The 23,493-nt window shown below is 63.9% G+C and carries 19 protein-coding genes and 1 tRNA gene; 7 read left to right on the top strand and 13 right to left on the bottom strand.

The window, feature by feature from the left end:
- Positions 1-3: 3 nt before the first annotated feature.
- The gene (locus tag TMPK1_RS18190; protein ID WP_420244819.1) at positions 4-1,254 is read left to right on the top strand and encodes a DUF1501 domain-containing protein; all 1,251 of its coding nucleotides are present in this window, start codon (positions 4-6) and stop codon (positions 1,252-1,254) included.
- On the opposite strand, the gene TMPK1_RS18185 is transcribed toward TMPK1_RS18190, so the two are convergent.
- The 3 genes from TMPK1_RS18185 to TMPK1_RS18175 are packed head-to-tail and all read right to left on the bottom strand — an operon-like array spanning position 1,251 to position 4,803.
- Complete coding sequence (locus TMPK1_RS18185; protein WP_420244817.1) at positions 1,251-1,604, bottom strand: EamA family transporter; 354 nt, start codon at positions 1,602-1,604, stop codon at positions 1,251-1,253. The genes TMPK1_RS18190 and TMPK1_RS18185 overlap by 4 nt on opposite strands.
- Positions 1,601-2,548, bottom strand: a complete 948-nt coding sequence (locus tag TMPK1_RS18180) for a glycosyltransferase family 2 protein (RefSeq protein WP_420244816.1) — start codon at positions 2,546-2,548, stop codon at positions 1,601-1,603. The genes TMPK1_RS18185 and TMPK1_RS18180 overlap by 4 nt, the downstream gene beginning before the upstream one ends.
- A complete protein-coding gene (locus TMPK1_RS18175; protein ID WP_420244815.1) occupies positions 2,545-4,803 on the bottom strand; it encodes a hypothetical protein in 2,259 nt (752 codons plus the stop codon). The genes TMPK1_RS18180 and TMPK1_RS18175 overlap by 4 nt, the downstream gene beginning before the upstream one ends.
- Positions 4,804-4,902: 99 nt before the next feature.
- On the opposite strand from TMPK1_RS18175, the gene selD reads away from it, so the two are divergent.
- On the top strand, positions 4,903-5,964 hold the full coding sequence (gene selD, locus TMPK1_RS18170) for a selenide, water dikinase SelD (protein WP_420244814.1): 1,062 nt from the start codon (positions 4,903-4,905) through the stop codon (positions 5,962-5,964).
- 54 nt (positions 5,965-6,018) lie between these two features.
- Positions 6,019-6,381, top strand: coding sequence for a hypothetical protein (locus tag TMPK1_RS18165; protein WP_420244813.1), 363 nt, complete (start codon positions 6,019-6,021; stop codon positions 6,379-6,381).
- 43 nt (positions 6,382-6,424) lie between these two features.
- Here TMPK1_RS18165 and TMPK1_RS18160 read toward each other — a convergent pair.
- From TMPK1_RS18160 to fdnG, 8 genes are all read right to left on the bottom strand, one after another.
- Positions 6,425-6,521: transfer RNA gene (locus tag TMPK1_RS18160), tRNA-Sec, on the bottom strand.
- 76 nt (positions 6,522-6,597) lie between these two features.
- Positions 6,598-8,562, bottom strand: a complete 1,965-nt coding sequence (gene selB, locus TMPK1_RS18155) for a selenocysteine-specific translation elongation factor (protein WP_420244812.1) — start codon at positions 8,560-8,562, stop codon at positions 6,598-6,600.
- The gene (locus tag TMPK1_RS18150) at positions 8,559-9,326 is read right to left on the bottom strand and encodes a tetratricopeptide repeat protein (protein WP_420244811.1); all 768 of its coding nucleotides are present in this window, start codon (positions 9,324-9,326) and stop codon (positions 8,559-8,561) included. Before TMPK1_RS18150 ends, selB begins: the two co-directional genes overlap by 4 nt.
- Positions 9,313-10,689: an L-seryl-tRNA(Sec) selenium transferase gene (selA, locus tag TMPK1_RS18145; protein ID WP_420244809.1), complete on the bottom strand. Its 1,377-nt coding sequence runs from the start codon at positions 10,687-10,689 to the stop codon at positions 9,313-9,315. The genes TMPK1_RS18150 and selA overlap by 14 nt, the downstream gene beginning before the upstream one ends.
- A 2-nt stretch (positions 10,690-10,691) precedes the next feature.
- Entirely contained in the window at positions 10,692-11,606 is a 915-nt protein-coding gene (gene fdhE / locus TMPK1_RS18140) for a formate dehydrogenase accessory protein FdhE (RefSeq protein ID WP_420244807.1), read from the bottom strand.
- Between the two features lie 48 nt (positions 11,607-11,654).
- Positions 11,655-12,335, bottom strand: a complete 681-nt coding sequence (locus TMPK1_RS18135) for a formate dehydrogenase subunit gamma (RefSeq protein ID WP_420244805.1) — start codon at positions 12,333-12,335, stop codon at positions 11,655-11,657.
- Entirely contained in the window at positions 12,335-13,300 is a 966-nt protein-coding gene (fdxH, locus tag TMPK1_RS18130; protein ID WP_420244804.1) for a formate dehydrogenase subunit beta, read from the bottom strand. Before fdxH ends, TMPK1_RS18135 begins: the two co-directional genes overlap by 1 nt.
- 9 nt (positions 13,301-13,309) lie before the next feature.
- Positions 13,310-16,384 (bottom strand): formate dehydrogenase-N subunit alpha, encoded by a 3,075-nt coding sequence (gene fdnG, locus TMPK1_RS18125; protein ID WP_420245687.1) that lies wholly within the window; start codon positions 16,382-16,384, stop codon positions 13,310-13,312.
- A 360-nt stretch (positions 16,385-16,744) separates the two neighbouring features.
- Here fdnG and TMPK1_RS18120 point away from each other — a divergent pair, with 360 nt between their 5' ends.
- The 4 genes from TMPK1_RS18120 to modC are packed head-to-tail and all read left to right on the top strand — an operon-like array spanning position 16,745 to position 20,442.
- Positions 16,745-17,884: a transglutaminase-like domain-containing protein gene (locus tag TMPK1_RS18120; RefSeq protein WP_420244803.1), complete on the top strand. Its 1,140-nt coding sequence runs from the start codon at positions 16,745-16,747 to the stop codon at positions 17,882-17,884.
- A 53-nt stretch (positions 17,885-17,937) separates the two neighbouring features.
- On the top strand, positions 17,938-18,687 hold the full coding sequence (modA, locus tag TMPK1_RS18115) for a molybdate ABC transporter substrate-binding protein (protein WP_420244801.1): 750 nt from the start codon (positions 17,938-17,940) through the stop codon (positions 18,685-18,687).
- A gap of 7 nt (positions 18,688-18,694) precedes the next feature.
- Complete coding sequence (modB, locus tag TMPK1_RS18110) at positions 18,695-19,393, top strand: molybdate ABC transporter permease subunit (RefSeq protein ID WP_420244800.1); 699 nt, start codon at positions 18,695-18,697, stop codon at positions 19,391-19,393.
- A complete protein-coding gene (modC, locus tag TMPK1_RS18105) occupies positions 19,390-20,442 on the top strand; it encodes a molybdenum ABC transporter ATP-binding protein (protein WP_420244798.1) in 1,053 nt (350 codons plus the stop codon). The genes modB and modC overlap by 4 nt, the downstream gene beginning before the upstream one ends.
- Here modC and TMPK1_RS18100 read toward each other — a convergent pair.
- Positions 20,439-20,654 carry a formate dehydrogenase subunit delta gene (locus TMPK1_RS18100; RefSeq protein WP_420244797.1) on the bottom strand — a complete coding sequence of 72 codons (216 nt, stop codon included), beginning with the start codon at positions 20,652-20,654 and terminating at the stop codon, positions 20,439-20,441. The genes modC and TMPK1_RS18100 overlap by 4 nt on opposite strands.
- Positions 20,651-23,491 (bottom strand): formate dehydrogenase subunit alpha, encoded by a 2,841-nt coding sequence (fdhF, locus tag TMPK1_RS18095; protein ID WP_420244796.1) that lies wholly within the window; start codon positions 23,489-23,491, stop codon positions 20,651-20,653. The genes TMPK1_RS18100 and fdhF overlap by 4 nt, the downstream gene beginning before the upstream one ends.
- Between the last annotated feature and the right edge of the window lie 2 nt (positions 23,492-23,493).

Raw genomic sequence — 23,493 nt, 5'->3', positions numbered from 1 at the left:
CACATGAAACGACGCGATCTGTTGAAACTGACCGGCTCGGCCGCGTTGCTTGCCGCGACCGGCCTGCGCGACCTTGCGTTTGCCAACGAGCCGGGTGCCGGCGACACGGTGCTGGTGTTTCTGTTTCTGCGCGGCGGCTGCGACGTGCTGAATCTGATCGGCCCGTCCAACGATGCTGCTTATGCCGAAGCGCGCGCCCCCGATCTGCGCGTGCTCGACAGCGGCGACCATGCCGGGCTGCAATTGCTGACCGGCGGGCGTGACGATTTCCGGCTGCACCCCGAAGCCGCACCGTTGCTGGAGCTGTATCAGCAGAAACATCTCGCCATCGTGCATGCGACCGGCCTTGCCGACGAAACGCGCAGCCATTTCGTCGCGCAGGATCTGATGGAGCGTGGCTGGCTCGACAACAACAAACAGCGCCCCAGCGGTGCGAATGGTTGGATGACACGCTGGCTTACCGAAATCGGCGGCGCGCACGGGTTGGCGCGCGCGATCAGCACCACCGGCGCAGTTGCTAAATCGCTCGAAGGGCAACGCGACGCGCTGTGCGTGCCCAATTTGAAATACGGCTACGGCGTGCCCGGCGGCGACGAAGCCCGTGCAGTTCTTTCGTCGCTCTATGCTGGACCCGGACTTGCCGCAACCAGCGGTCGCGATGCCGTCGCTGCGGTCGCGGCCTTGGACGCGCGGCTGCCGCGCGGCGCCGATCACCGGCCGCTGCCGTACGAACCTGCGCATGGCGCGCAATATGACGAGAACACCGACATCGGCACCGCGCTGTCGACGGTGGCGCGGTTGATCAAGCTGGATGTGGGCTTGCGCGCCGCCTGTGTCGATATGGGCGGCTGGGATACGCATGAAGGACAGCCGGGCCGCTTCAACAATCTGGCCAAGAATCTGTCGCGTGCACTGGCCGCGTTCTGGAACGACGTCGCATCGGAACAGAATCGCGTGCTGCTGATCGCGACGACGGAATTCGGCCGCCGACTGCGGTCGAACAAATCGAACGGCACCGATCACGGCCATGGCGGTGCAACCTTGGCGCTGGGCGGATGTGTCGATGGCGGCAGATTGCTGGGACCGTGGCCGGGCCTGCACGGCGACGCGCTTGATCGCGGCGTCGACCTCGCGGTGGCAACCGACTATCGCAGCGTGTTGGCCGAAGCCGTCGCACCGACCGTGTCGCCCGCAGCACTGCAGCGCATCTTTCCCGGTTTTCGTGCCGAGCAGCGACTGGGGCTGCTGCGTTAGCTGGTCGCGACCAAGATACCGCCGACGATCATCATGCTGCCGACGAACAGCCGCCAGCTTGCGGGTTCGCCGAAGATGATCACGCCGAAGATTGGCACCACGACAAATTGCAGTGCGAACACCGCATAGGCGCGTGACAGCGGCACGCGATTCAGCACCCAGATATAGAGCAAGGTTCCAACCGCATAAAAAGCCAACGCGCCGACGAAGGCAGGCTCGGTCGCGAGCCGCCACAGCGTGCCGAGGCTTGCGGTCATCTCGACCTGCTGCGCCGCGCGCTTGAACAAAAGCTGCGCGATCGAGAAGCCGACCACCATCACCAGCATCAATGCGATCACCGGCAGGCTCATCGCGCTTCCTCGTCGCTTGCGGTGCGCACCAGATAGGGCGGTCGTCCCTGCGTCTGGCGCAGAACGCGTCCAAGATATTCGCCGATCACGCCAAGCACGAAGAGCTGCATGGCGCCGAGCAGCGCCACCACGACCAAGATCGAGGTCCAGCCCGGCACCGCATCGCCAGCCGCCCAACGCAACAACGCGTAGACGACGAACAACAACGCGACACAAGCAAGTCCGACGGCGAGCAGGATCGACAGGCGCAGCGGCGTGATGCTGGACGAGGTGATCCCGCTTGCCGCCAGCGACACCATCCGGCGCAGCGTATAGGCCGATTGGCCGCGCGTTCTTGCATCGGGATTGAACTTCACGCTCGCGACGCGAAAGCCCAGCCACGGAACCAGGCCACGAAAAAACAGATCGGTTTCGGGCAGCGCGCGAATCGCATCGACGACGCGGCGATCGAGCAAACGAAAATCGGCGCTTCCGGGTTCGATCGGCGTGTCCGACATCGCATTGAGCAGCCGGTAGAAGAGGCGCCCCGTCCAGCGTTTGAAGGGATCGCTCTCGGGCGGGTCTTGTCGCACGGTCGTGACGACTTCTGCGCCACCGCGCCAGGCTTCGACGAGGGTCGGAATCAATTCGGGCGGATGCTGCAAGTCGGCGTCGAGCGAGATGACCGCATCGCCGCGCGCTGAATCGAGCCCGGCACGCAGCGCGCGCTGATGACCGAAATTGCGCGACAATGCCAACCAGCGCACGCAGGGATTTTGCGCCGCGAGGTCGCGCATGACGGCAACGCTATCGTCGCGGCTGCCGTCATCGACCAACACGATCTCGTAATTTCCGAGCGGCGCAACGACCGCGCTGATCCGCTGCACCAGCTCGCGCAAGTTGGCCGCTTCGTTGAAGCAGGGCGCGACGACCGAAAGAAGCGGCGCCATGGTCGTGATTTTCATCGCGGCCTCGCTGCATCCGCGCGCACCGACCGGACCACGATCGTCTGCACGAACACGCCCAGCCGGCGCGGATCGCCAAGCCCGTCATCGGACGGGCTGCGCAGTTCATCGGCGGCGATCTCGATCACCAGGTTGCCGCCGCGGCGCGCCAGCGCGTCAGGAATCGGAAAAACCTGACGCCGTGATGCCGGCACCGAGAATTCGGCGTGCCCCAGCTCCACCCCATCGGCGCGCACCGTAAATCCAAGCGGCTTGTGCAGCACGTTGTAGGCAAACCCCGTCAGCTCAAGCTGCAGCGCGCTGTCGGCGGCAGGGGGCAACGGCACGACCGCATGCGCGACCGGCGCGTTCGTCCAGCTGCCGTTCGGTTCGCGCACCGACCAACCGTCCTGGCGCGGATCGCTTGCCGCGTCGGCGTTGAAATCGGTGCGTGTTTGCGGTGTCGGTGCAAGCCGGTCGAGGCGCGGCAAGATATTCAGCTCGACCGTGTCCGCGCGCACGAGGCCGGGCAGCGTGACCAACGTCACACCGCGCTGACACGGCACGTCGCCAGCCGCGCGATCGACGTGATGCGTGTGCGCTGCCCAGCGTTCGTCGCGCCACGAGAGGAAACCCAGCGCACCGGGCGCGACGGCGACGCGGGCTGGCGCCGCCTCCGCGTCGCCATCGGCAAGCACGGTCGCCACCACGCGCCCGCGCTGGTCGACCCGCCAATCCAACCGCGCGTCGACCTGTTCGACCAGGTCGCGATCGCCAACGACATCGCGCTCGCCGACCAGCCGCAAATGCGTTTTATAGCGACGCTGAATCCAGGCCGACCAGAAGCCGCTCGGCGCGTCGTCGCCAACCGAGACGACGTCGAACACGCGCGGCGCCAGAACCGTGCGGCCGTCGACGTGCGCGACGAGCGCAGGGCAGGCATGGATCAGGTTGAGCGCATCGAACCGCGCCGTGCGCAATTGCAGATGTGCCGCCACGACCCGGTTATTCGATGCCGTCAACAGCGCACCTGCCGCGACTGCGACCGCCACAAACAACGTGAACAGGAAGGCTGGCAACGGTCCTAGCGGCGACCGGATCGCGACCAGCAACGCAGTCGCGGCAAGTATCAGGGCGATCAGACTGTACCGACTGCCAATCCAGGTCGGCCGCGCATCGACCCACGCTTGATATTGCACCGACAAGGCGTGCAGCAGATTGGCGCCGACGAACAGGGCGAGCGCTGTCGCAAGTGCCAGCCAGAAGAGCGCGCCGGGCAGATGCACCGGCCGCGCCAGGCACGCCACGACGCCGAAGAACGCCGCCACTGCGATGGCGACGTCGGTGAACTGCAGGTCGCGGCGCATCGCTTCGTAAGGCAGCGGAATCGTCTCGAACCAGGTCGCCCCGAGCAGCGGCTCCTGCATCATCAACCCGAGCGGTTCGAGCAGCGTGAACGGCGCCGTGCCGCCAATGCCGAACGTGCCCACCACTTGTGCGATTTTGGCCGGCACAAACGGCGCGAAACTGTTGCCCGCATAAACCGATGGAAACGCGGCGCGAAAGCCAAGATAGGCGGCGCCATACGCCGCGATCAGACCGAGATACAGCGCAACCGCCCCGCGCCAGCGCTCGTCACCGCGTGCGGTTCGCCCCGACGCGCGTTCAGCAAGCAGCGCAAAGCCCAACAGCACGATCGCGGCGACGGTGATCGATTCGTACTGAAACAAGGACAGCGCGATGAGCGACGCCAGCAGCAAGAAACGCCACACGCCGCCGCGTTCGAGCCATGCCTGCAACGTGAAGATCGCAAGTCCGACAACCAGCAGCGGATAATATTTGACGACCGGATAGGCCATCGGCGGCAATTGCGGCAGCTGCGCGAACAACACCGCGTGCAGCAGCAGCGCCAACAAAACGGGCGCCAAGCCGACATAGCGGCGGAACGACAGACCCAGCACCAACGGGCCCAAGACGAAGCTGCCGACATTGAGAAGATTGAAAACGACGTCGCTGCGCAGCGACGTCACCAGCGCGCTGGTGGGAATGTAGAGCAGGAAATAGATGCGCCCGGTTCCGCGCGCGATATCGAACGAGGCTGGCCACAATTGATCCGTAATGCGGATCCAGGCCTGCCAGATTTCATCGCCGGTTCCGAAGCGAACACTCCATGCCTCGCTGGCACGCGCACCAAGCGCCAGCGACAGAGCGATACAGACGATCCAGATCCAAGCCCCGTCGGTTTCGCGATCGTGGCGCAACGCTGGCGTAGACATCCGTCAGACTTCGTTTCTTTTTACTTCTTCGACGAAATGTCTATAACACGCGTTGTTGTCTCAATCCAGCAGCACAAGACATCTCAAAGAGCATGTCTTATGATCGCTGGAATGAACGCGTCGCATCCACGATTGACGAGTCTCGCGCATGGCGGCGGCTGCGGCTGCAAGCTGGCGCCGTCGGTGTTGCAAAAGCTGCTCACCGATCTTCCCGGCCCTGCTGCGGTGTTTCCCAAACTGCTGGTCGGCAGCGACAATGCCGATGACGCAGCCGTCTGGGCGCTCGATGACGAGACCTGCGTCATCGCAACCACCGACTTTTTCATGCCGATGGTCGACGACCCGCGCGACTTCGGCCGGATCGCAGCGACCAATGCGATCTCGGACATCTACGCGATGGGCGGGGCGCCAATTTTCGCGCTCGCGATTCTTGGCATGCCGATCGACAAGCTGGCGCCCGACACGGTGCGCGAGATTCTCGCCGGCGGCGCGTCGATCTGCGCCGAAGCGGGCATTCCGATCGCGGGCGGACATTCGATCGATTGTCCGGAACCCGTCTACGGGCTTGCCGTCATCGGCACCGGGAAGAAGAAGAACATTCGTCGCAACGCCGACGCAAAACCCGGCGACACGCTGATCCTGACCAAGCCGATCGGCGTCGGCATCTATTCCGCCGCGTTCAAGAAAAGCGCGCTCGACGCTGCCGGCTATGACGAGCTGATTGCATCGACGACGCAACTCAATCGCGTCGGTGCAACGCTCGGCACCGACGACGCTGTGCATGCGATCACCGACGTCACCGGCTTCGGCCTGTTGGGACACGGGCTGGAGATGGCGCGTGCATCAAAGCTGCGCATCGTGCTCAACGCCGACAATGTGCCGTTGCTGCGCCAAGCGCAGGCGCTTGCCGCGCAGGGCTTCATCACCGGCGCGTCGAACCGCAACTGGGACAGTTACGGCGCTGCCGTCCAACTGCCTGCCGACGCACCGGCAAGCTTGCGCGCATTGCTGACGGATCCGCAGACGTCGGGTGGATTGCTCGTCGCCTGTGCGCCCGATGACGCGGGGCGGCTGCTGGCGCAGATCAACCAAGCCGGCTTTGCCGCTGCGCGCGTGATTGGCCACGCAGAGGCCGGCGACGCAGCGATTGTGGTGCGCTGAGGGAACAGGCGCAGCTGGCCGGGCTTTCTGTCTTCGGATGTTCCGGAGACAGTCATGACCAAGTTCCTGTTCGCAGCTTTGCTGATTGCAGCCCCAGCCTTTGCGCAACAGCAGGCAACCCAGCCGCAGCCCGAAGGCACTGAAGGCTCGTCGAAGAACGCGGCGACGTGCCAACAGGCCAATGCCAGTGGCAGCGGGCCCGCGTCCAAGACCGAACAGGGGCCGAATTCTGGTACCGCTTCGAGCAATTCGGGTGGCTCAACCGGATGGAGCGGTAGCGGCTTCGGCGGCTCGCAAACCGGAACTACACCGGGCACATCGGCGACCGCTGGACCGCGCGATCTCGAACAGCCGGCCGTCGCAACCGGCCTCGACCTCGCCGGCACGTCGGCGAAGCCGGCGCAAAACAAATGCTAGCGTAAGTGTGGCGCGCCACCCGCAGCTGCGCAGCAGCGAAGGGTGGCGGAAGAGAGTGGGAGTCGAACCCACCTAGGACCGGCTCGCGGCCCCACCCGGATTTGAAGTCCGGACGCCCCACCGGGGAACGCTTCTCTTCCGAAATCCCAAAGGGATTTCGTCTCCCGAAGCGCGCAGCGCGTAGGGAGACTCTATCTACCTGCGCAACCAGTCTCCCTACGCCAAGGCTTCGGGAGACATCGCATGGATCTGCTCGGCGGCGCCGAACAGATCCATGCGATGCATATTGATGCGACGCTGCTCGCCACGGCGCAAGGTGATGCCGTGGCGATCGAAGAACTCCAGAATTTCGATCGCGACTTTGCGGCCATTCTCGACCTTGTCGCGAAACTGCGCCGCCACAAATTGCCCGTCCGGCGCGTGCGTGGCGAGGTCGCGCACGATCTCGACCATCTCGGCCGTCGTGCTGCGCAAGAAGAAATGGTCGTGCGCGATTTCGTCGACCTGGCCCAACCGGCTCAACAGCTTGCACAGACGACGCACATCTTCTTCGGCAACGTCGAGCGTATGCGATAGGTCGCGCACACGCGGCGGGCGGAACCGCGCCGTATCGCCCAGGAGCGGGCGGATTTCGTGCCAGAGTTCTTCGTCATACGGCGTCAAACGCACGACATGTTCGGCACGGCGCACCCACGCACCGCTGAGCGCGATCGCACCACCGCGCGCTTCGCGTTGCAGTGCCGCCTTGAACAAGGGCGCTGCCAAACGCGGTTCGAGCTGCAGCCGCAACCGTTCGAGCCCGATCCCCTGCAGGTCGGGATGTTCGCGGTGATAGCGATCGAGCGTGTCGAGCATCGAAGCGCGGAACTGCGCCGCCTGCGCGCCGGTCATCGCCCAGCTTTGCCCGTCGATGGTCAGCACGGACAAATCCAGCGCAGCCGCGATCGCATCGATCGCCTGTACCGGCAGCGCGTGATCGCGCGCAAAGCTGGTCAGGTCGAGCAGGTGCGGCGGCGCGTCGAGAAGTGCCGCGATGATGTCCGCCGGCGTGTGCTGCGCCAATGCGTCGAGCTGCGCCAGTCGCGCATCACCGCGCCGTTTGCGTGCCGGCGCGCGCAGATCGAGAAAGCGCCCGCCGCCGATCGTGCGCTGGCCGGAATTGTCGCGCAGTACGAACGCGTCGCCCGCCGCGGCTGCGATCGGCTGGTCGGTGACGAGCTGCACAAAGCCGGACGCACCCGGCGCGATGGTCGAGCCCTGCAACGGCACCAGCCGCGCGCCAACCTCGACGGCGGCGTGGTGCAACCGCACCGGTTGCCACATCACCGCATCGCGACTTTCTTCGGGCAAGAGGCGAAACTGCGCGTCGATCCGATCGGTCGGCGCATGCAGAGTCGGATCCAGCACCATGTCGCCGCGCGCGATCGCGTCTTTCGAGATCTCTTCGCCGGCGAGATTCAGCGCGCACCGTTGTCCGGCGACGCCGCGTTCGGCGGCACGGTTCTGCGCGTGCAGCGAACGAACGCGCGCTGCTTTGCCCGACGGGCTGACAAGCACCTGATCGCCGACTGCAACTTGACCAGACAGAACTGTGCCCGTGACGACGGTGCCGGCGCCAGCCAAGGTGAAACACCGATCCACCGACAAGCGAAAGCGCCGGTCGGCCAGACGCACGGTCGCCTCGGTCGCTTCGCGAACCAGGCGCGCGCGCAACGCGTCGAGCCCGGCGCCGGTGCGCGTCGACACGGAAAGCATGTCGATGCCCGCAAGCGCGGTCGGGGCCAGCAGATTTGCGATCTCGGTTTCGACCTCGCGGCGGCGCGTGGCATCGACGAGATCGATCTTGCTCACCACGACCAGGCCGCGTCGCACGCCCAGCAGATCGACGATCGCCAGATGCTCGCGCGTTTGCGGCATGACGCCGTCGTCGGCGGCGATCACCAGCAGCAGAAAATCAATCCCGCCGGCGCCCGCCAGCATCGTGTGCACGAAGCGTTCGTGGCCGGGTACGTCGATGAAGCCGATGACGTCGCCGTCAGTGGCCGGCAGATAGGCGAAGCCCAGCTCGATCGAAATGCCGCGTGCTTTTTCTTCTTTGAGCCGGTCGGTATCGATGCCGGTCAGCGCCTGAACCAGCGACGTCTTGCCGTGATCGACGTGACCGGCGGTACCGACGATCACAACGGCTCTTCCGATCTGCGCTGCGCGTTATTGACTTGCGCCTCGCTCATCGTGCCGCGCATCGGCGCCAGAAACGAATGGGCCAGCGAGCTGCCAGCGCGTTGCGCGCGCAACAGCCACATCAGCGCCGTTTCGGGATCGCGTTCGACGCCCGATCCCAGATGATAAGCGGCGCCCAGCATCGCCTGCCCGTCCGCCTCGCCGAGCTGCGCTGCTTGCGCCCACCAATGCGCCGCTTTGGCGGGATCGCGCGTCACGCCCAACGCGTCGTGATAGAGCATGCCGAGACGCGTCATCGAGGATGGGATGCCTTGCGCCGCCGCCAATTCCGACCAGCGCCGCGCCTCCTCCGGATTGGGTGGGATCACCGTTCCTTCGAGCAGCATCCAGGCCAGCATGTCCTGCGCCTGCGCGTCGCCCTGCACCGCTGCTTGGCGATAGAGTTCGGCGGCTTTCGCGTAATCCTGCGTCACGCCCTCGCCGCGGAAATACAACGTCGCCAGATTGCGTTGTCCGATGGCGTCTCCGCCTTGGGCCGCCAATTCGAACCAGCGCGCCGCAAGCGCAATGTCGCGCTCGACGCCCCATCCTTCGGAAAAACAGGCGCCGATCGCATTCTGCGCGCGCGGCATTTTATGCTCGCGCGCCAGACGCTCCCAGATCGCCAGCGCCCATTCATAGTCGCCGGCCTGTGCGGCGGCGGCGGCGCGCTCGAAGTCGCCGAGATTGCTGTCGCGACGAAAGAGCCGATTAAAAAATTTCATGCAGATGCGGCGTGAGAGCGGCGAGCAAAGACGTGTCGTCTTCGAGACAACGGAGATCGAACAGCAACGCGCCATCCTCGATCCGGCCGACGATCGGCGTGTGCAGATTGCGGAATCCCATCGCAAGCCGTTCGACCAGCCGTCCGTCGCTGCTTGCCGGACGCAGCGAAAGCGCAGCGCTGGAAATCGTCGACGTCGGCAGCGCGCCCGATCCGACCTGGCTTTGGCACGGAACGACGGTGACGGTCAGCACATCGCCGAAGAAAGATTGCACCAGCGGACGTAGACGCTGGGCCTGCGCTTCGATCTCGGCCGCGGGGCGCGCCAGCGCACGCAAAGTTGGCAAGCGCGCGGCCAGCCGATCGGGATCGCGATAGAGGCGCAACGTCGCTTCCAGCGCCGCGAGGCGAATCTTGTCGACGCGCAGCGCGCGCTTCATCGGGTTGCGGTTGATTTGCGCGATCAGCTCGCGCTTGCCGATGATGAAGCCTGCTTGCGGTCCGCCCAGCAGCTTGTCGCCGGAGAAGGTGATGATATCGGCGCCTTCGGCCACCGCTTCGCGCACGGTCGGTTCTTTGGCCAATCCATAGACCGACAAATCGACCAGCGATCCAGAACCGAGATCATTGACCAGCGGCACGCCGCGTTCCTGCGCCAGTCGCGCCAGATCCGGCGCCGCCATTTCGGCGGTGAAGCCTTCGATCCGGTAGTTCGACGTATGGACTTTGAGGATCAGCCCAGTGCGATCGGTGATCGCAGCTGCATAGTCTTTCGCGTGGGTGCGGTTGGTGGTGCCGACTTCGACCAGCTCGACGCCGGCGCGACTCATAATGTCGGGCATGCGGAACGAGCCGCCGATTTCGATCAGCTCGCCGCGCGACACGATCGCCTGCTTGCCCAACCCAAGACTGTTCAGCACCAGCAAAACAGCGGCGGCGTTGTTGTTCACCACCGTTGCGTCTTCGGCGCCGGTCAATTCCAGCAGCAGGCCGCGCAGATGGTCGTCGCGCTCGCCGCGATGGCCGCCATCGACATTGAATTCCAGCGTCACGGCCTGCCGCATCGCGATGTTTGCCGCTTCGATCGCCTCGGCCGCCAACAAGGCGCGGCCCAAATTCGTGTGCAGCACCGTGCCGGTCAAATTGAACACCGGTCGCAGCGACGGCTGCGCTTCGCGGTCGAGCAAGCTGGCGGCTTGCTGCAAAAGCGCGTCGGACGTAGCGCCGCTTTTGCCCGCGCGCGCCGCGTCCAGCGCCGCGCGTACTGCTTCCTTGGTGCGCAGACGGCCGTGTTGCTCGATCAACGCGCCGGCATCGCGCAGCAGCTGGTCCACCGACGGCAAGTGCCGCAGCATCTCGTTCATCGTCAGGCGCCGAGCAAAAACGGATTGAAGCTGCCGCGGCGGAATTCGGTGTCACGCAATAGAATGTCGAGGCCCAAACTGGCGACGTCGTCGGCGAAGGCCTCCATGGCCGTGTCTTTGCGTTCTTCCAGAACCTTCACATAGCCGTGGCAGGTGCCGCAGCATTCCGCTTTGATCGTGCCCGCACCACCTTCGATCTCGCGATAGGTGACAGCCGCATTGGAATCACACAGCACGCATTTGACGCGCACGTGATTCCACATCGTCGCGCACAGCGAACAGACGCAGTAGCGCGTCGACTCTGCGCCGATCCAGCCAACCACCATGCTCGCAACCGGCGCGCCGCCGCAGGCGGGGCAAGTGCCCGGATGCACCGCGCCGAGCAGCTTGGTGTCGAGCTGCGCCGCCATGCGCGCGAACTGCACCTGCATCGCAGCAGCGACGAAGGCATGTTCGGCCAGCGCATCGGCCGGGATCGCATCGGCCAGTACGTCGCGCAGCATCTGGTCGGTGACGGTTCCATCGGCATCGCGCACGCGTGCCAGCGCGGTTGCGGCCGGTGCCGGCATCTCGATCTTGGCTGCCTCGTCGAGCAACGCGCGCAGCACCTGCAATGTCGTCGGATCGGTGCGGATCGCGTCACGATCGAGCGGCGGCATGCCAAATTCGCGCGCGCGTTCCAAGCCGGCACGATCGAGGTCGGCTTGCGGCGGCAGCGCGTCCTGCACGGTTTGCTGCGCGCGCGCCAGCGACGCCAAGAAGGCGAGATACGGCGCCAGCTCATTGTTCGCCGCCAACGCGTCGAAGCGCGCGGCACGGCGCGCGAACATCGACAACGGTTTGGGCAAATAGGCGAAGGGCGCCGGGGAGACGCCGCCGACCATGGAAGGATCGGCGGCGGGAAACGTATCAGACATTCAGAACCTCACGAACCGGACCGGCCACGTGGGACGATGGAACCGGAGTTAGCGCGTCGGATGCTGCGCCAGTTTACGCAGCCATTTGCGGTGATGTCGCCATGCCCAGCCGCCAGTCACTTTGCCGCTGGTCATCGCGCTGAACGTACCTTTGACCCAGATCGCCGCATACACATGGACGATCCAAACGCAGATGATGGTGAAAGCGCACAGCGCGTGGATCAGCGCCGCGATGCGCTTAGGTTCGATGGCCAGATATTCGCCGAAATACTGATCCCACATCGCCAGGCCGGTGATGATCAGGGTCAGGATCAGCAACGTCATGCTCCAGAAGACGAGCTTCTGGCCGGCATTGTACTTGCCAAGTTCGGGCAGGCGTTCTTCGTGCCCACCGATAACATCGGTGATCTGCTTGCTCCATTGCGTGTCTTCTCGCCGCCAAAGATTGGCGCGCCAGAAGCGGATGAAGAGAAGCGAGAAGCTGAAAAACAGCACCACGCCGATCCAAGGATGGATCGCGCGTGTCGTCTGTCCGCCGCCGAACAAATTGGTCAGGAAGAACAGTGACGGATGGAACAGCGCCAATCCCGACAATGCCAACAGGACCAAGCTGACCGCCGTGATCCAGTGATTGACGCGCGCTGCCGCCGTATAGCGATGCACCGTGACCGGACGGCCCGGTTCGACTGCATCGCCAGGTTGGGTGACGACGTCTTCAGTGGTGCTCATCAGTGCACTCCCCGATCGACGAGCTGTTCGGCCTGCGCCTCTTCTTCTTCATGCACGCGGTTGGGATTGCCGAAGATGCCGTGCAGTACGCCCGCCGCCGCAGCCAGACCGATCGCGGCAAGGCCAACAACTTTCGTCGCGCCCTTCCACACATTGACGATCGGGCTGATCTTGGGATCGGCAGGAAGGTTCGAATAGATGTTCGGCTTGTCGTTGTGGTGCAGCACGTACATGACGTGCGTGCCGCCGACGCCCTGCGGATCGTAGAGCCCGGCATTGCTATAGCCGCGCGCTTTGAGATCGGCGATGCGACCGGCTGCGTGCTTCTTCATGTCCTCCTTGGTGCCGAACATGATCGCATGGGTCGGACATGCCTTGGCACAGGCAGGTCCTTGGCCGACCGCGACGCGATCCGAACACAAGGTGCATTTATGCGCTTTGTGTTCGTCCTTCGAGATGCGCGGAATGTTGAAGGGGCAGCCCTTCACGCAATAGCCGCAGCCGATGCAGTTCTCGTGGACGAAATCCACGATGCCATTCGAATACTGCACGATGGCGCCGGGCGCCGGGCATGCTTTGAGGCACCCCGGATCGGCACAATGCATGCAGCCATCTTTGCGGATCAACCATTCCAGATTGTCGGTCTCGGGATTGATCCACTCGCTGAACCGCATCAGCGTGTACATGTCCGGCGTCAAATCGTGCGGATTTTCGTAGACGCCGACATTGTGTTCGACACCGGGCTTGGTGTCGTTCCATTCGATGCAAGCCGACTGGCACGCCTTGCAACCAATGCATTTCGAAACGTCGATCAGCTTCGCCACCGGCTCCAACTGACGCGTTGGTGCCGGCAGGTTGCTGGTCGCCGAGCGACGGATCAGATCACCTTCGTTCATGTCGCCGACGGCGGCAGGACCTTTGGTGGGTGGGTTCGCGCTGGCGGTATGTGGAGTCACGTAAGCCATCATGTCACCTCACGAGACCGCAGGACCGTCGGTCTTTTCGAGATTCACCAGCCACGCCTTGAATTCCGGCGTGTCGCTGTTGGCATCGCCAACAAACGGCGTCAGCGTGTTTGGGCCGAAGCCTTTCCTTGCTGCGCCGGTGAAGCCCCAGTGAAGCGGAATGCCGACGACATGCACTTTCTTGCCGTCGCAAATCAGCGGACGAATACGCCTCGTCACCACCGCTTTGGCTTTGATCGATCCACGTTTCGACCAAACACGCACCCAGTCGCCCGCTTTGACGCCCTTCTCATCGGCGAGCTCGTACGAGATCTCGACGAAGAATTCAGGCTGCAGCGCAGCGTTCACGCGATTGTGTTTGGTCCAGTAGTGGAAGTGTTCGGTCAGGCGGTACGAGGTCGCGGCGAGCGGGAATTCATCGGAGTTGCCGAATTGCTCGGCGTCGTCCTTGAACACACGCACCACCGGATTGCCCCGAATGCCGGGCGCGATCACGTTCTTGATCGGTGCTTCGAACGGTTCGTAGTGAACCGGGAACGGCCCTTCGCGCATGGTGCCGCGCGCGAAGAGGCGTGCGGTGCCTTCTGGGTTCATGATGAACGGACCGACCACGTCCGGCTTTGCCGTCGGTGCAATGTCGGGCACGTCGTAACCGGCCCATTTCGCGCCGTCCCACTCGATGATCTTGCGCGACGGATCCCACGCTTTGCCGGTGATGTCGGCAGAGGCGCGGTTGTAGAGGATCCGTCGATTGGCCGGCCACGAGAACGCCCATTTCGGGAACAGGCCGACATCTTCCGGATCGCTGTTGTCGCGCTTGGCCATGATGTTGCCGGCCTCAGTGAAGCAGCCGGAATAGATCCAGCAACCGCACGCCGTCGAACCATCATCCTGCAGCTGCCCGAACCCGGATAGCTGCTTGCCGGCAGCCACCAATGTTTTGGTCGCGTCGGCTGGATCCTTCACGTCGGCAACCGCGTAGCCGTTCAGCTCCTTCGCTAGCTCTTCCGGCTCGGGCTCGTTCGCATCGTGGTAGTTCCACGTGAGATTCATGATCGGATCGGGGAACGCGCCGCCCTCGGCCTGATACAGTTTTTTCATGCGCAGGAAGATCTGCGCCATGATCCACGTATCGTGCTTGGCTTCGCCCGGCGGCGAACCGCCGGCCCAATGCCATTGCAACCAGCGGCCCGAATTGACCAACGCACCTTCTTCTTCGGCGAAGCAGGTCGTCGGCAACTGATAGACTTCGGTTTGAATCGACGCCGTATCGACGTCGTTATGCTCGCCGTGATTTTCCCAGAAGCGTGACGTCTCGGTTTCGAGCGGATCCATGGTGACCATGAATTTCAGCTTCGAAAACGCTTCGGTCAGTTTCTTCCGGTTGGGCGCCGCCAGCAGCGGATTGAAGCCCTGGCAGATGTACCCGTTGATCTTGCCGTTATGCATCAGTTCGAACATGCGCAGCATGTCGTACGAAGGCACGTCCAGCTTGGGCAGATAGTCGTAGGCGAAGTCGTTTTCCGGCTTGGCCGCGTCGCCGAACATCGCCTTCTGGAAACTGACGAAGAACTTTTTGTAGTTCTGCCAGTAGCTCATCTGTGTCGGCCGCAGCGGCTTGAAGCCACGCGTCGACATATAGGTCGCGAAATCCTTTTCCTTGTCGGTCGCGAGATTGAGATAGCCCGGGATCAGATTCGACATCAGGCCGATGTCGGTCAGACCCTGGATGTTCGAGTGACCGCGCAGCGCATTCATGCCGCCGCCGCGCACGCCGATATTGCCCAGCAGAAGCTGCAACATCGCCATGGTTCGAATGTTTTGCGAACCCTTGGAATGCTGCGTCCAGCCAAGCGCATACATCGACGTCATCGTCTTGGTCTTGGACGACGTCTCCGCAATCATCGACGCGACTTTGAGGAACTTCTCTTTCGGCGTGCCGCAGATCCGCTCGACCATCTCGGGCGTGTAGATCGAGACATGCTCTTTCAACAGGTTCCAGACGCAACGCGGATGTTGCAGCGTCTCGTCGGCTAGAACGTAGCCGTCGGGACCGACCTGGTAATCCCAGGTCGATTTGTCGTAGTCGCGTTTGACCGGATCGTACCCGGTGAACAGACCGTCTTTGTACGCAAAGCCGTCTTTCACCAGATAGCTGATGTTGGTGTAGGCCTTGGCGTAGTCCCACTGAATCTTGTCGTTCAGGATGCAGTAGTTGATCAGGCCAAGCAGGAACGCGATGTCGGTTCCCTGCCGGATCGGCGCATAGAAATCCGCCACCGAAGCCGAGCGCGTGTAGCGCGGATCGACAACGATCAGCTTCGCGCCGCGATTGGCCTTCGCCTCAGTAACCCACTTGAATCCGCACGGATGCGCTTCGGCGGCATTGCCGCCCATGATCACAACCAGGTCGGTATTCTTGATATCGGTCCAAGCATTCGTCATCGCACCACGGCCAAACGTCGGGCCCAAACTGGACACCGTCGGGCCGTGTCAAACTCTTGCTTGGTTATCGAAACCGAGAAGTCCGAGACTGCGCGCAACCTTGTACGTCAACCAGGCGGTTTCGTTGGTGGTCGCCGACGCGGCCAACATGCCGGTCGAGGTCCAACGATTCACCGTTACGCCGTCGGCGTTTTTGGCGACGAAGTTCTTGTCGCGATCATCCTTCATCAGACGCGCGATGCGATCGAGCGCCGTATCCCAGGAGACGCGTTCGAACTTGTTCGAACCGGGCTTGCGCACCATCGGATATTTCAGGCGCGTTTCTGAATGGATGAAATCCTTCAGCGCCGCACCTTTCGGGCACAAGGTGCCGCGATTGGTCGGATGGTCCGCATCACCTTCGATATGGGTGATGGTGGCGTCGCCCTTCTTCAGGTCGCCTTTGGAATACATGATGATTCCGCACGCGACCGAGCAGTACGGACAGGTGTTTCGCGTCTCCATCGTATTGGCGAGCTTGAAGGGCCGCACATGTGCGACCACCGCTGCTTCCGCCTCGCCGAAGCCGAAGGCTCCGACTGTGGTGACTGCGACACCCACGCCGGCGACTTTGATAAAGCCGCGCCGTGAGATCTGCATATTCACGCTGACCTCCCTTCCCCGTCCGGGGCGAAAAACGTCCCCGAGGGGACGATAGGAATGGCCTTGGGAGCGATAGAAAATTCGCGCCGCCGGGCCGAAAAATTCTAGATCCTCGACGCTACGGTTGCATGGAACGAGAGTAAACAACCAACTAGCGCGTGCGTTGCACAATGGCCGTGAAGGGGTCGCGAAGAGCGCGCCGCTTGACCGCGCGCCGCATCACGACCGACAGTCGCGATGTGGTGCAACGAGCGCTCCCGCGTGACGGGGCGGATCAATCGCTCGATCGGCGAATCCAGAGGTTCGCTCTACGCCTGCGCGCCCGTCTTCCAGATACATCTTCCAGCGGGAATCCCCATGATCCGTCGCCGTGAATTTCTCGCGGCGGGGGCCGCCTTTGCTGTGGCCCCCCGCGCCTTCGCCGCCGTCGCATTCGATCCCCGGCCCGATCGCTGGCGCAGCTACGCGGTCACGACCAAGATCGAGATCCGCAATCCCGGCGCCGGCGCGTGCCACGCGTGGATTCCGCTGCCGCAGCAAAGCGGTTTCGCGTTCCAACGCTTCGACACCAACACCTGGGACGGCAACGCGGCCCGGATCCAGACCGAGCACGATTCCCACTACGGCGCCGACTATCTGCACGTGGTCTGGGCCGAGGGTGAAAAAGCGCCGGTCTTCAGCGTCACCAGCAACTTCGCGACCCAGGATCGCTTCGTCGACCTCAGCAAGCCGGGCAAAAGCACCGACCGGCTGACGACGGCCGAGCGCAACCTCTACCTCTCCTCGACCAAGCTGCTGCCGACTGGCGGCGTGGTCGGCGCGGTGTCCGACAACATCACGCGCGGGGCGCGCACTGACCTGGCGAAGGTCCGCGCTATCTATGATTGGGTCGTCGAGAATTCGTACCGCGATCCCAACACGCGCGGCTGCGGCAGCGGCGACATTATGGAGATGCTGCGCACCGACAATTTCGGCGGCAAATGCGCGGATTTGAACGGGTTGTTCGTCGCCTTGGTGCGCGCCGCGGGCGTGCCGGCGCGCGACGTCTACGGCATCCGCGTCGTCCCATCGCGCTTTGGCTTCAAGGCGCTTGGCGCCAGCAGCACCAACATCACCAAGGCGCAGCATTGCCGTTCGGAAGTCTTTCTCGATTCCTATGGCTGGGTCGCGATGGATCCGGCCGACGTGCGCAAAGTCATGCTGGAAGAACAGCAAGGCGGGGTCGGCTCCGCCGACAACACAAAGGATGGCCGCCTACGCGGCCTACCCGCGGTCGACGAGAAAGTCGTCGCGGCGCGCAAAACCTTGTTCGGCGCCTGGGAAGGCAACTGGCTTGCCTACAACACGGCGCATGATCTGCGCCTGCCGGGCTCGAAGTCGGCCGAGGCCAACGGCTTCCTGATGTATCCCGAAGTCGAAGTCGGCGGCGAACGCCGCGACTGCCTGCTGCCCGACACGGTCAGCTACACGATCACGGCGGCCGAGCGCACCGCCTAGCGCAATCAGCACCCCACCGTTATCTTCGTCTGGAGATAACGGTGGGGTAACGCATGCGCGTCTTTCTTCTTCTGGTGCTGCTGGCCTTCCCGGCGGCCGCGCCGGCGCAAACCGTGTTCGGCGCCGCTAGCCTGACCGACGCGCTCAACGTGCTGAACGACAAATGGACGGCAAAGGGCGAGCAGCCGATGAAGCTGTCCTTCGCGGCCTCGTCGGCGCTAGCGCGCCAGATCGAACAAGGCGCTCCCGCCGACATCTTCGCCTCGGCTGACGAGCCTTGGATGGACTACGTGCAGAAGGCCGGGCTGATCGTCGACTCGACGCGCGTCTCGGCGCTGGGCAACAGCCTGGTGCTGATCGCGCCGGCCAATGCGACCCAGGCATCAGTGACGCTCGCCAAGGGAACCGACATCGCCAAGCTGCTGGGCGCCAACGGTCGTCTTGCGATCGCCGATCCGGCCGGCGTGCCGGCGGGCAAGTATGGCAAAGACGCGCTGACCTGGATGGGTGCGTGGGACGCGGTGTCGAGCAAAGTCGCGACCGCGGAAAATGTGCGCGCCACCTTGCTGCTGGTCGAACGCGGCGAAGCTCCGCTGGGCATCGTCTATGCGACCGATGCGGCGGCGTCGAAGCAGGTGAAAGTCGTCGCCACCTTCCCCGCCGACAGCCACGCGCCCATCACCTATCCGTTCGCGCTGCTGAAACGCGCCGCGGGCGACGCCAAGGCCAAGGCTCTGTTCGCCTTCCTCACTGGCGCCGAAGCGAAAGAGGTATATCGAAGCTTCGGATTCGTAACGCGCTGATGGGTGCATGGATTTTCTGACGCCGCAGGAATGGCAGGCGGTCCGCTTAAGCTTCGTCGTCGCAACGCGCAGCGTGCTCGTCTCGCTGCCGTTCGCGGTGCTGGTCGCGTGGCTGCTGGCGCGCGGCCGGTTCGTCGGACGTAGCTGGCTCGACGCGTTCGTTCATCTGCCGTTGGTGCTGCCGCCGGTCGTCACCGGCTGGCTGTTGCTGCTGCTGTTCGGCGTGCGCGGCCCGTTGGGCGCATTGCTGCAGGATTGGTTCGGCGTGCGGTTGGTCTTCACCGCCAACGGTGCGGCGCTGGCCACCGCCGTCATGTCATTCCCGCTGTTGGTGCGCGCAATCCGCCTGTCGCTGGAAAGCATCGATACCGGCCTGGAACAGGCGGCACGCACCTTGGGCGCGCGGCCGCTCGACCGGTTCTTCTCGATCACCTTGCCGTTGATGGCGCCCGGCATTCTGGCCGGCACCGTCACCGCCTTCGCGGCCGGCCTCGGCGAGTTCGGTGCGGTGATCACCTTTGCGTCGAACGTCCAAGGCGAAACCCAGACTCTGCCGTTGGCGATTTACAGCGCGACGCAGACGCCGGGCGGTGAAGCAACCGCGGCCAAACTGTCGCTAATCTCCTTTGTGCTGGCGGTTGCGGCGTTGTTGTTCGCCGACCGTCTGTCGCGGCGCGTGCAGCGCTGGATCGGGCGCACAACGTGAGCTTCTCGGTTTCGCTGCAGCATCGTTATGCCGGCTTCACGCTCGACGCGTCGTTCGATGTGCCGGCGCAAGGCGTCACGGTTCTGTTCGGTCCGTCCGGATCCGGCAAAAGCACGATCCTCGCCTGCATCGCGGGCCTGCTCAGCGCGCAAGCGGGACGTATCGCGCTGGGCGGCGAGGTCTTGTTCGACCGCGCGCGTAACATCGATGTCGCCGCCGAAGCACGCCGTGCCGCGGTCGTGTTCCAGGATGCGCGCCTGTTCCCGCACATGACCGTGCGCAACAATCTTCTCTATGGGTTTCGCCGCTCAGAAGGCGACGCGCATGATTTCGCGACCGTCACCGACATGCTCGGCGTCGCGCACCTGCTCGACCGTCGGCCTGCAACCTTGTCGGGCGGCGAACGCCAGCGCGTCGCGCTGGGACGCGCGCTGCTGGCGCGGCCGCATCTGCTGCTGATGGACGAGCCGCTGGCCGCACTCGACGCGCCGCGCAAGCAAGAGATCCTGCCGTTCCTGGAACGAGTCCGCGATACAGCCCGCGTGCCGATCGTCTATGTCACGCACGCGCTCGACGAAGTCGACCGGCTCGCCGACACGCTAGTGTTGTTGGAGCAGGGCAAGGTGCTGGCTGCCGGCTCGCTGCACGAACTTTCCGCGCGCACCGACCTGCCGCTGCTAAGCGACCGGCGCGATGCCGGCGTCGTGCTGTCCTGCACCGTCGATTCCAGCGACGCGGGCCAGACGCGTCTGCAGTTCGATGGCGGCATGTTGATCGTGCCACCGTGGTCGGGCGTTCGTCCGCGGGTTCGCATTCGTGCCCGCGACGTTGCCATCGCAACCGAACAACCGGTCGGCCTATCGATCCGCAACGTGCTGCCCGCGAGGGTCACCGCGATCGCGCCGCACGATGATCACGAATGTTTCGTGAATTTGCAGCTCGGCGGGACCTTCCTGCTCGCACGCGTCAGCCGTAGCGCTGTCGTCGAATTGGGACTTGCGCCCGGACGCGATGTCTGGGCGCTGATCAAGTCGGTCGCGCTGAGCTAGCGCAGCGTCTCGACTGCACGTTTCGTGTTGGGGTCGAGTCCCGCGCCGCCCGCGGCGAGATGCGCCAGGATCTTGGCGCGCATGCGCGGATCCCAGAATTTCAGAATGTGATCCGCAATCCCCGCGACGGCTTTCTCGTCGCCCTTATGGGCGAAGAATTTGCCGATCTGGTTCGCCATGTAGACGAGCTTGTCGTCGGTGGTGGTGCTCATTCTGCAGCGTCGAGTTCGATACGGCGGCTATTGTCGGCCATGGCGCGGTAGGTCGTTTGCCATTCGCTGGGACCGTTCGACGGCAGAACCTGCACCGCCGTCACTTTGTATTCCGGACAGTTGGTCGCCCAATCCGAGAAGTCGGTCGTCACCACGTTCGCTTGCGTGTCGGGATGATGGAACGTCGTGTAGACGACGCCCGGTGCGACCCGGTCGGTGATCTTGGCGCGCAACGTGGTGTCGCCGGCACGGCTTACCAGTTTGACCCAGTCGCCGTCGCGCACGCCGCGCTGTTCGGCGTCGTGCGGGTGAATTTCCAGCCGGTCTTCGGCATGCCAGACGCCGTTCTCGGTACGACGCGTCTGCGCGCCGACATTGTACTGGCTGAGCGTGCGGCCGGTGGTGAGCAGCAGCGGGAAGCGTGGCCCGGTCTTTTCGTCGGTCGCGACATATTCGGTGACGACGAATTTGCCGGCGCCGTTGGCGAAGCCGCCAATATGCATGACCGGCATGCCGTCGGGCGCCTTCTCGTTGCACGGCCACTGGACCGAGCCCATCTCTTCGAGCTTCGCGTACGACACGCCGGTGAAGCTCGGTGTCGTCGCTGCGATCTCGTCCATGATCTGCGACGGGTGGTCGTACTTCATGGCGAAGCCCATCGCTTGCGCGATGTCGAGCGTGATTTCCCAATCAGCCTTGCCGTTGCGGGGCGGCATCACTTTGCGCACGCGATTGATACGGCGCTCTGCGTTGGTGAAGGTCCCGTCTTTCTCGAGGAAGGTCGAGCCGGGCAGAAACACGTGCGCGTAATTCGCGGTCTCGTTCAGGAACAGATCCTGGACCACGACGCATTCCATCGCTTCGAGGCCGGCGGCAACGTGCTTGGTGTCGGGATCCGACTGCACGATGTCTTCGCCCTGCACGTAGAGACCTTTGAACGTGCCGTCGACGGCTGCGTCGAGCATGTTCGGAATGCGCAGGCCCGGCTCGCGGTCCAACGACACGCCCCACAATTTCTCAAAGATGTCGCGCGTCGCATCGTCATGCACATGGCGATAGCCCGGCAGTTCGTGCGGGAACGAGCCCATGTCGCACGAACCCTGCACATTGTTCTGGCCGCGCAACGGATTCACGCCGACGCCGGGACGGCCGATATTGCCGGTCGCCATCGCAAGATTTGCGATCGCCATCACGGTCGTCGTGCCCTGGCTATGTTCGGTGACGCCGAGACCGTAATAGATCGCGGCATTGCCGCCGGTCGCATACAAGCGCGCCGAGTCGCGGATCGTCTGCGCATCCACGCCCGTTATCGCCGCAACCGCTTCGGGTGCGTTCTGCGGCAGGGCCACGAATGCAGCCCAATCGGCATAGGCGTCGAGATCGCAGCGCGCGCGCACGAAATCTTCGTCGACCAGCCCTTCGGTCACGATCACATGCGCCATCGCGGTCAGGACCGCGACGTTGGTGCCGGGCAGCAGCGGCAAGTGATAGGCGGCTTCGATATGCGGCGACCGCACGATGTCGGTGCGGCGCGGATCGATCACGATCAGCTTGGCGCCCTGGCGCAGACGCTTCTTCAAGCGTGACGCGAACACCGGATGGCCGTCGGTCGGATTGGCGCCGATCACCAGCGCGACGTCGACATGTTCGACGGAATCGAAATCCTGCGTGCCGGCCGAGGTGCCGAACGTCGTCTTCAGCCCGTAGCCGGTCGGCGAATGGCACACGCGTGCGCAGGTATCGACGTTGTTGTTGCCGAAGCCGGCGCGAACCAGCTTCTGCACCAGATAGGTTTCTTCGTTGGTGCAACGCGACGACGTAATGCCGCCGATCGAACCGCGACCATACGTGCCCTGGATGCGGCGGAATTCCGACGCGACGTGTCCGATCGCTTCCTCCCACGAGACTTTGCGCCACGGATCGCTGATCCGTTCGCGAATCATCGGCTCGAGGATGCGTTCGCGATGCGTGGCATAGCCCCAGGCGAAACGGCCTTTGACGCAGGAGTGACCGCGATTGGCCTTGCCGTCTTTGTACGGAACCATGCGCACCAGCTCGGTGCCGCGCATCTCGGCTTTGAAGCTGCAGCCGACGCCGCAATAGGCGCAGGTCGTCACCACCGAATGTTCGGGCTGGCCGATGTCGATCAGCGACTTCTCGGACAGAGTCGCAGTCGGGCATGCCTGCACGCAGGCACCGCACGACACGCATTCCGAACCGAGGAAGCTTTCCATCATGCCGGGCGAGACTTTGGAGTCGAAGCCGCGGCCGTCGATCGTCAGCGCGAACGTGCCCTGCGTCTCTTCGCAGGCGCGCACGCAGCGCGAGCAGACGATGCATTTCGACGGGTCGAAGGTGAAATACGGGTTCGACTCGTCTTTCTCTTTGCCGAGATGGTTTTCGCCCGCATAGCCATAGCGCACGTCGCGCAGGCCGACCGCGCCCGCCATATCCTGCAGCTCGCAATCGCCGTTGGCAGCACAGGTCAAACAGTCGAGCGGATGATCGGAGATATAGAGCTCCATCACGCCGCGACGCAGCTTCTTCAACCGTTCGGTCTGGGTCGACACCGCGATACCGGCCGCAACCGGCGTCGTGCAGGACGCGGGCGTGCCGGCGCGACCGTCGATTTCGATCAGGCACAGGCGGCACGAGCCGAATGCGTCGAGCGTGTCGGTGGCGCACAGTTTCGGCACCTGGATGCCCGCATCCATCGCCGCGCGCATGATCGACGTGCCTTCGGGCACGGTGACGGACACGCCGTCGATCGTCAGCGTCACCTGCGTTTCGCTTTTGGAAGCGGGCGTGCCGAAGTCGGTTTCGTGGATCAGCGACATGA

The sequence above is a fragment of the Roseiterribacter gracilis genome (assembly GCA_018332375.1).
Taxonomy (GTDB): domain Bacteria; phylum Pseudomonadota; class Alphaproteobacteria; order BOG-932; family Roseiterribacteraceae; genus Roseiterribacter; species Roseiterribacter gracilis.
This window is presented reverse-complemented; position numbering and strand designations above follow the sequence as displayed.

Coding starts and splice junctions, on each gene's coding strand:
- fdhF (WP_420244796.1), bottom strand. CDS start 23,491: ATGTCGCTGATCCACGAAACCGACTTCGGCACGCCCGCTTCCAAAAGC.
- fdhE (WP_420244807.1), bottom strand. CDS start 11,606: ATGTCTGATACGTTTCCCGCCGCCGATCCTTCCATGGTCGGCGGCGTC.
- TMPK1_RS18150 (WP_420244811.1), bottom strand. CDS start 9,326: ATGAAATTTTTTAATCGGCTCTTTCGTCGCGACAGCAATCTCGGCGAC.
- TMPK1_RS18100 (WP_420244797.1), bottom strand. CDS start 20,654: ATGAGCACCACCACCGACGACAAGCTCGTCTACATGGCGAACCAGATC.
- TMPK1_RS18165 (WP_420244813.1), top strand. CDS start 6,019: ATGACCAAGTTCCTGTTCGCAGCTTTGCTGATTGCAGCCCCAGCCTTT.
- TMPK1_RS18175 (WP_420244815.1), bottom strand. CDS start 4,803: ATGTCTACGCCAGCGTTGCGCCACGATCGCGAAACCGACGGGGCTTGG.
- selD (WP_420244814.1), top strand. CDS start 4,903: ATGATCGCTGGAATGAACGCGTCGCATCCACGATTGACGAGTCTCGCG.
- TMPK1_RS18190 (WP_420244819.1), top strand. CDS start 4: ATGAAACGACGCGATCTGTTGAAACTGACCGGCTCGGCCGCGTTGCTT.
- selA (WP_420244809.1), bottom strand. CDS start 10,689: ATGAACGAGATGCTGCGGCACTTGCCGTCGGTGGACCAGCTGCTGCGC.
- modA (WP_420244801.1), top strand. CDS start 17,938: ATGCGCGTCTTTCTTCTTCTGGTGCTGCTGGCCTTCCCGGCGGCCGCG.
- TMPK1_RS18135 (WP_420244805.1), bottom strand. CDS start 12,335: ATGAGCACCACTGAAGACGTCGTCACCCAACCTGGCGATGCAGTCGAA.
- TMPK1_RS18120 (WP_420244803.1), top strand. CDS start 16,745: ATGATCCGTCGCCGTGAATTTCTCGCGGCGGGGGCCGCCTTTGCTGTG.
- fdxH (WP_420244804.1), bottom strand. CDS start 13,300: ATGGCTTACGTGACTCCACATACCGCCAGCGCGAACCCACCCACCAAA.
- modB (WP_420244800.1), top strand. CDS start 18,695: ATGGATTTTCTGACGCCGCAGGAATGGCAGGCGGTCCGCTTAAGCTTC.
- TMPK1_RS18185 (WP_420244817.1), bottom strand. CDS start 1,604: ATGAGCCTGCCGGTGATCGCATTGATGCTGGTGATGGTGGTCGGCTTC.
- TMPK1_RS18180 (WP_420244816.1), bottom strand. CDS start 2,548: ATGAAAATCACGACCATGGCGCCGCTTCTTTCGGTCGTCGCGCCCTGC.